Genomic DNA, 8729 nt, shown 5'->3' with positions numbered 1-8729 from the left:
AGGGTCGACCTGGCTTTGTATGAAGTTCATGAAGTTGAAAGCGTTGGACTGTATCGAAGTGGAAATGCTCATCGACGGCGCCTCATTGTTTGGCCCAAAGGTGTAAAGATGGAACTATCAGGAAAAATTGAGGTGCATGGTCAATTAACGGGTTGAGAGCGCTCGATGTACACGCAGCTGATTTGCTCATCCCAGTCCTCGTCGTCGAATTCATGACCTTGCCAGCGAGCCTCCACCCGAATGTTCTTTTTCGGAATCAGGTCGCCGGGTTCCTTTTTTCGCAAATCATTGAAGTTCATCTGTGCCGGAGGGCTGGTCCAGTCTGTCGGTTGTTTAACCGTTTTAAGTTTTACGAAGAAATTATCTCCCACTCTCGCATCCGAGCAGCTTTCATTTGCATAAAATTGTATGAGTGTTGCTGAGGGGATATTTTCGAGCGTGAAACTGGCAGCACTGTTGTTTTCACAGGTTTGGTTGTTCTGGCTGAAATCAAAGGCTTGCTTGGTTTCTGGAACGGATAATGTGCACTTTTTTTCACCTTTGGAATTGTAGAAAACAATATCGCCATAGGTGGCCTGGGGCGTGTCTTGTTTGCCGCCAGATGTTTGCGCTGCGGCAAGAGCGCTTGCCCCATAAAGTGTTATCCATGCGCAAGCAGTAGCAGTAAATAGTGCTTTGGAGTATTTCATTATCGAATGCCTCGAACTGATTCAGGGGAAGGCAAACATGGTTTGCTTCTGCCCGACTCTAGCACCGATAACGCGTTTGAAAACCTAGCAGTTCTGCTAGTACCCAGCGTTGCTAATCAGGCGTAAAACGTAGTTCGACATTCAATTTTTTGGTGGATTCAAGTCCCACTCAATTGCAGTAGCGTGAGGAATATCACTATGCCAGCGGGCGATCTAAAGGCGCCGATCATTCCACTGTTGATCAACAATACGATTGATCCAGAGGCCTTGAGCGGTGGGCCACTCAAAACCTATGCCAAGTACACTGATCCCAAACTTGGAGATACCCTTTACCAGAGCTGGCTCGGACGTGCAGAGGACGGTACACCGGTAGACATCAAGGACATTCCGATTGATGTCGACCCAGACAACGAGGGTGAATGTGGCTTTCTGATGGAGATCGCCAATCACTTTGTGCAGCAGTTGAACAAGGGGCAGGTGTTCTATTCGTACTTTTTGGCGCGCGTCACCGGAGAGCCAAGGGAAGAGTCCAAACGGATCCATTTCGGTATCGGCAAACATGGCCTGTTATCCGCTCCCCAGATAAAAGAGTCACATGACCTCCAGCTGGACCCCGACGCGATTGAAGGCAGCATGACGATCGCAGTAGTGCCCTATACCGTGATGTCCAACGGTGATGTGGTCAGGGTCTATTGGAAAGGGGAACGTGAGAATGGCAGCCCCGGCCCCGCCGTTAATCTACCCGCCAAAACCTTGAGCGATACCGATACCGACCCGACCAACAACCCGCGGCAGGTGCTGAGTTGGACGGTACCGAGAACCAGCGCCGTGGCGCTGCGGGGAGGCAAGATTACCCTGCATTACGAAATCACCTATGCGTCGCCCGCCGCACTGGCTGACACCGTATCGGCCGAACGCACAATCCTGGTGACGCCGCCTGCCGCGTCTGAGCTACCTGTGGCCAGCGTCAAGGACCTGACCGGCACCGAGATCAATCCCGGTCAGTTTCCTGACGGTATCCGTGTGGTGATCCCGATCTATCCGGGGATTCGCGTTGGCGACGAGGTGCTGGTGTACGGCACCCGCACCGGGTCGGGCAGTGGCCCGAACAAAAACACCCTCCAGTATTTGAAAATCGACAGCTCCAACATCGAAAGCGGCAGGATTGAAGTCCCGATTGCGGCGCAGTGGCTGCTGGACAACCGTGGTGGCGACGTGAGCCTGCGCTATCAGTACGCGCGGCCCGATGCCGCCGGTTCCGGCACTTCGTTGGCGTTGACCATACGCGAGCCGTTGGTATTGCCGACGCCGACGGTTGATCGCAGTGTGGAGGTGGGCGGTCGGGACGAGCTGAATCCGATCATGGCCATCGGCGGTGCTTACATCACGATTCCTTCCACGGCCACGATTAATGACGAAGATGAAGTCACCGCGTACTGGAACGGCTTTGGGGACAGCGGCTCATTTGAAACGCAGGTACCAAGCCAACTCAAACCGATGAAGTTCAACGTACCACCGGAGGTATTACCCCCCAACTTCGGCAAAACCGTCGAAGTGACTTACAGGGTAGCCGGCCAGGACGCCGAGCCTCCTTTACAGCTGTTTATCCGTCAGCTCACCAGTCATCCCGGCATCGAATGCGACAAAGCCCAGATCGGTTCACCCGCCACCCTGAAACTGTCGGATATTCCGGCTGAAGGTGCCTTGTTGAGTGTGGACCTCTGGTCGTTCATTTCAACGCAACACCGAGTGCGCTTGTGGTTGACGGCCAACGGTATTACAGATCGAGACATTATTGCTGTACGTGAGGTTAAGCCTGAAGAGAGTGCCGGAGGGGTCAAGGCCCGACTGTTGAAAACGCACCTGGCAGGTATTGCGGTGAATACAACATTCACCTTGAGAGTGAGCGTGAGTTTCGATGGGGGACACTCGACCGCTACATTCAATAGACCTCTGTCGTTGAAACTACTGGATTGATGGCGAACACGGTGTTTTATTTATTATTTGGAGCCGCTGAATTATGAGCAAGAAAACATTGATGCAGTTAGTAAGCGAGATGCAAGGCAAGTCCATGACCTCTGGTTGGGATGCCCTGACGTTATACGATCAGCGCAAGGCAAACGAATTGCTGTTTCAGCTGTACGTTGAACGGTTCAATACCGCAGATGGGTATATCGAACCTGCATCAATGGTTGCATCCTGGGGAGATGGCTCTTACCGGGAGCATATATATGACCTTAAATTGAGCGCGCCACGCTTGTCGTTCGAAAGCTCGGACCCCAGCCTTGCGGCCCGGGCACGACTGACCATGGACATGATCGGCGGGATGATCGTCAGTACTAAAAAGTATTCCGGCGGTGCTGTTTTCGTGTCGAAAATGCTGAAAGTACTTCCCATTGGCGGGCCGCAGTTATGGATGGATCAGCCGGTGACCAAAGGTACGGTCAGTGGGTTGGGTGATGTGGTAATTGACATAAAGAATGCCGATACATTCAAGGCTAACTTTGTCTTTGGTGACCTTGCCCAGGACGATGTCGGCAGACGTTTCAAGGAGTACTTTGAAAAAGAGGTGAAGCCTGAACAGAAAATTTTCCCGCTGGGTCGTCTGGAGGGCGACTTGAATGGCGCACTAACCCCCAAAAACTTCGAAATACGGACCATGAAATCCGACCCCCTTGCCGTGTTTGGAGATAAAAGCTACGGCGATGGTGCCGTAATGATGTTCATTACCTTGAAGGATGGCCAGGACAGCACCTTTTTTCCTAGTGCAAATTCAACGTATCTGATTCCGGCAGATGAAGGCGGCACCCAGTATACCGGGGCGATGTTGCTTTCGAGTAAGGTGTTGTTCGATAAAATTATGCGTGGGCCGGCCATTACAGATATCGGTAATGGTATTAATTTTGAAAACTATAGCGGCGGGACTGATGTTGCGTTTCCTTTAAAGGCATCGTCAGGCGGTATATTTCAAGATTATAAGTACCAGTACGATGTGTATTATGGCGGAAATAAGGTAGGTATTTTTTATTTTGGCACCCCGATCCAGCACGATTTCAAAGCGGACAGTGGCGGCCTTCCTTTAACGATCAAGGCTGGGGGGAATCGTATTGAGTTCGTATGGAACAAGACCTATAGAACGATGTTCAGGCGGGAGATCAAATACTTCGCAATTTGGGATAAAGATAAAGATGACAGCGGCTTCATGGAGTTTACATGTAATTACAGCGTTCATTTTGATATTAAGCTTGATAAGGAAACAGGGCTCGTCAGCTTTGAGCGGAATGAGGGCACCTCTGCATTTAATCTGAGTATTGCCGGGGCGGAGGGGTTGGAAGATGTGATCTCTCAATTCCCGAACATGAAGCCTGGTATCGAAAACTTTTTTAAACCCAAGATCATTGCCTTACTCAGTCGTTTGACGTCCCCCACCCTGGACACCTTCCTGCTCCGAAACCTTCTATTCCCGGGCCACAACGCCTTACACCTGAGTGATGCCTTTGTCCCCGGAGATCTGGCGGTATTCGGTCAGATTGATCCACTTCGCACAACCACCGTGCTTTCTCCAATGAATTCGACGATAGAGGCGGGCAGTAAACTGCAATTCACCCTGACGCCCATGCCGGATAATGTTCAATGGAGCGTGAAGGATGTCGACGGCAATATCGCTCTACCGGGGGTGATCAGTTCGACGGGCGAATACACGGCGCCGTCTGCGGATGAATTTGCCGATGGTTTTGTCGCGGCCATGGTGACCGCCGAGGGGACACTGGATGGAGAACCGGTGAAAAGCTCAGCGCTGGTTTCCGTGCTCCACAGCGCGATTGTGGTAAATCCGACATACGACAGCTGCGACCCAGGCGACACTAAAGTGTTGTCTGCCGAGGCGTTGGGTGAGGAAGAGCTGGCGTGGGATATCAAAACCAAGCAATGGGGGTCAACGCTGACGCCGGTTGCAGGTGATCCCACTAAACGTATGTATAAGGCCGGTAGCAGTAACGACCCTGCCACTCCGTTTTCAGTGGACAAGATCGAGATTAAAAAAACCGTTAACGGAGTCATCACCTACGCCTATATCCATATATTGATTCATAACCAGATGATCGGTACCCCGATGCTGATGTCTGAGGCGAGCGACCCTTCGACAGGAACCATTCAGTTTGAAATCAGGGGCAAGAATGGTCCTGTAGACCCAAGTCTGTTGGTCTGGAAGTTACTGAGTGGAGAGGGCACCTTCAATGATAAAACCGGTGTTTATACCGAGCCAACGTCCCCGGCGCCGGGGAGTCTTATTATTGTGTCGGCAACACTGGAAGGCGACTTTCAGGATACCCATGCCGTTGCAGCGGTTCCGTTGCCACTGAGCAAGTACGCCGAACTGATTGAAACAGTCAATCTCACGCTCAGTGCAGGTTAATCCCCTGTGACATACCGCCGGCCATGTAACGAATGGTCGACCCTTCATGTTGTTGACTTTATGTAAGGCAGACAGCTCATGACTTATTCTCTGGCTGAACTCACTAACAGGATGCAAGGTAAATCGATCACCCGCGGCTGGGATGCCGTGGTATTTATGAATCGCGCCAAGGTTAACAGCCTGTTAGAGCAGCAGTACATTACACGTTTCAATAAAGACAGTTTTATGAAACGTATCTTTGGTGCGCCAGCGATGACGCCGGACGGTAAAGAGTCCCTCGAATTAAGCGGGCTAATATTGAGCCAGCCGCGGCTAAGCTTCCAAAAGGCCTCGTTGCGTGACTCCCGAGTGACCGCGACCATGGATATTGTGTCGGGCACCATTTCTTACGTACGCAAGGGCACCAATCAACTTCCCGGGGCCATTCTTTACAGCTATGTGGTGAGCGCCCATCAAGGGTACACCGTCACCATGGACATCAACCTCGCGGCCAGCAAGGGCACGGTCAATGAACAAGGCCAGGTGATTGTCGATATCGGTGACGGGTATAACTGCCGCTGCAACCTGGTGAACGAGGACAAATCGCAAGAGTTGCTGGGGGACTTCTTCAAAGCGCTGTTCCTCGAGCAGAAACCCGAGGACCGGGTTTACACGCTGGGCATGCTGGACTTGCGGGACGTCGATCTGTTGGCGCCGCGCTCCTTCAAGATCCGGACCATGGCCACCGATGAAGGAAAGATTCGCACGTCTGATGACTATGGTGAAGGCGCGGTGGTGCTGCTGGTCAGAACCAAGGGTAATCCGAAGGAGGGGGATGATCCGGCGGAAGGGGCGCTGGACTATTTGATTCCCAATGATCGGGACCCGCAGGGGAAGCCCATTTATTCGGGGTCGTTGGTGTTGGCCAGCCGGGTGGTGTTTGATTGGTATTTTCAATACCAGATTCAAAATAAAATTGCACAGGGTCTGAGGTTTGATCGCGGCGCTGAGTCTAATTATATCGCTCGACGACTTTATGCGACTTCAGGTGAAATTGAGTGGGGTGGCTTTTATAGAAAGTATGATGAGCGGCCAGGTGCTCAGCACAAGGAGTTGTCGAATAATGGGCCTGTTGGTTATAAATTTTATAACGTTGTCCCCGAGGAAGGATTTAGAGTCTTTGCCAGCGAAGGTGCATTGTCTGTTTCCTGCTCAGGATTGCAATATCTGAAATTCATGATAAGGCATTGGCGGTGGATTGGTGAAACTACGCATGATTATTTCAATTTTAATGTGCGATCGCATGTTGATTATATTTTTTCTCCGGTAGTGGACCCTACTTCCGGTAAGGTTACCTTTGAGGCGCGTTCGCAAAATCCAAGTGAAGTGTCTGTAAATATTGATTATAGTGAACTTGGCAGGCATGACGTTCCTTCAGATATACAGGATGATGTGAGAGCAGTTTATAATTCCGAGGCTGAAAAAGTTGTGAGGCTTTTCAATGATTCGGCAATTAAGGACAGTTTTGACATCCCCGAAATCAACGTCCTGGCCATCAGCAACCTGCTGTTCCCCGAACGCAACGCCTTGCAACTGACCCAGGCGCGACTGCCCGGCGACCTGGCGCTGTTCGGTCATATCGACCCGAAAGAAACCACTTTCACCCTCGATCCGCTGCTGCCGGTGATCAAGGCCGGGGAGAAACAAACCTTCACCATCCGTCAATTGGGTATCAAAACGGCGAATGTCACTTGGAGCGTACGCAGCGTCGACGGCACCCGGGCTGCGGGTACCATCGATAATGGTGAATACACGGCACCGGCCATTCAGTTACTCGAAGGCACGGCGGTACGCAACGTGGTTGCCGCGACTTACACCGACCCGGCTACCGCTAAAGAGGTGACGGCCTCCGCACTGGTGACCGTGGTGATGGCCGGCGTGGTAGTGACGCCTTCGATGTCGCTGATCGACATGAGCGATCGCGAAAAAAGTGTCACGCTCAAGGCCACGTCGCTGGGCGCTGGTTCCTTGAAGTGGACGCCGCGGGGAAGTCTCGGCACGCTGGTTCCCAAAGGTAATGAGGCCACCTACACCGCGCCGGAAACGGACCTGCCCGATGGCACCTTGCAAGCTGTGCTGTTCGATGTCGAAAACACCGGCACTGGCGAAAAAGCCGTCGCCACGGTGCTGTTGCGCCAGGGCAACTTCGCGATGAACATTGCACCGGCGATCCATCCCGGGTTGCGACCAAACGGCTCTGCACTGTTGAAAGCACCCAGTAATGTCAGGCCCGACCAGCTGAAATGGGAAGTGGTTGCCGGCGGGGGGCGCATTGATCCGCGTACAGGGGTCTTCACTGCGCCCGCGACCCTATCGGTACCCTACAGTGTCGTGAAGGTGAGCCATGAGGGGGAGTTTTTCGATACGCTCGGCTACAGCATCATTCACCTGTCCGACCACGCTCGACAGTCGAACTGGTTTGCTCCGGATGTATTCGATTTTGTAGTAGAGCCCTCGCCGACCCGAGTGTGGGCCAATGGTCTGCAACAGGCCAGGGTGGTGGTTCGGTTCAGACCCGCAGACTACGAGGGGGCACCTGACCCGCTGGAACTGTCGGAGGCTGAATACAACAGTATTCGCCTGGTCTCGGCAGATGAAAAAAATCCGTTACCGGAGGTAGGGGAGGATGGCGTACCTGAAGGTGGAAAATGGTATTTCAACGCAGATGAAAATGGTTATAAAAAATACCAGGAACTTGCCTCCACCTCTCAACTAATGGCTCCTGGCCAAGAACGGGAGGCGCCAATGGTTACCAAAGAATTTTTTGTTCAGTGCCATAAGGTCGAGAACCTGCTGGTCTCAGCCAGCATTCGCAGTGATAACTACGAGACGTTCTACTCCAACCCCGGCAAGGACGACGGCGAACATAATCGCAAAGCCCTCAACCTTGTTGCAGTCGCACCGCCAGAAGGAGGGACTATTGGCCAGGTGGTATTCACCTTCGGCGATAAGGATCCGGACCGCGTAGAGGGCGATAAAGACGATGAAGTCGACCTGAACACCACGGATTACTATTATTTGAAACTGTTGATCAAAGGCGTGCAGGTTGGAATAAAAGATATCAAGTTTGTCGGCAACAGCAGTATGGTCAAATGGGAAAGTGATACCCAACTTGAAGATATTCATAGTGTTACGGGGTATGCGTTGCCCGATGACAGAAATGACAAGGGTGATCAGATTCTGCACATCGACGAGATCCTGTTGCGGCGATTGGGCAGCAGCGCGCCGGCACCCATTGTGAAGCCGTCATGGCCTGTGCCTAACGGTCAAGTGTTGTTCAGTCTGCACCGTCGTCAGTACTGGAGATATGACAAGTATGCGAAGTCCGATTTCGATTCGGCCTTGGATGTCATTGTTTATGATGTCTATGGCAATAAGCACAGCGTAAGAATCGGTTTCGAGGGTAATAATCGAAATAAACTGAAGATCATAGGCTCGTAACACAGGCCTCTCTGTCAGGGTGCGATCTTTTCGGATCGCACTCTTTAATTACCTTTATTTTCAGGACGTGAGCCATGTCGACATCCACTTCCGTGCATTCTAACGCCTTCAACTTCATGAGTTTTATACTCAGCCAGGTCGACCCC

At 52.0% G+C, this 8729-nt stretch carries 4 protein-coding genes; 3 read left to right on the top strand and 1 reads right to left on the bottom strand.

Annotated elements, in window-relative coordinates; translation table 11 throughout:
• Window positions 1–140: 140 nt before the first annotated feature.
• Window positions 141–689, bottom strand: coding sequence for a hypothetical protein (locus tag ACN1C3_RS33050; protein ID WP_419119926.1), 549 nt, complete (start codon window positions 687–689; stop codon window positions 141–143).
• A gap of 198 nt (window positions 690–887) precedes the next feature.
• Between ACN1C3_RS33050 and ACN1C3_RS33045 the strand changes: the two genes are divergently transcribed.
• From ACN1C3_RS33045 to ACN1C3_RS33035, 3 genes are all read left to right on the top strand, one after another.
• The gene (locus ACN1C3_RS33045; RefSeq protein ID WP_419119925.1) at window positions 888–2666 is read left to right on the top strand and encodes a hypothetical protein; all 1779 of its coding nucleotides are present in this window, start codon (window positions 888–890) and stop codon (window positions 2664–2666) included.
• A gap of 43 nt (window positions 2667–2709) precedes the next feature.
• Complete coding sequence (locus ACN1C3_RS33040) at window positions 2710–5103, top strand: hypothetical protein (protein ID WP_419119924.1); 2394 nt, start codon at window positions 2710–2712, stop codon at window positions 5101–5103.
• Window positions 5104–5181: 78 nt separating this feature from the next.
• Entirely contained in the window at window positions 5182–8583 is a 3402-nt protein-coding gene (locus ACN1C3_RS33035; RefSeq protein ID WP_419119923.1) for a hypothetical protein, read from the top strand.
• Window positions 8584–8729 lie beyond the last annotated feature (146 nt).

This window comes from Pseudomonas sp. H11T01 (genome assembly GCF_048515765.1).
Lineage (GTDB): Bacteria > Pseudomonadota > Gammaproteobacteria > Pseudomonadales > Pseudomonadaceae > Aquipseudomonas.
This window is presented reverse-complemented; position numbering and strand designations above follow the sequence as displayed.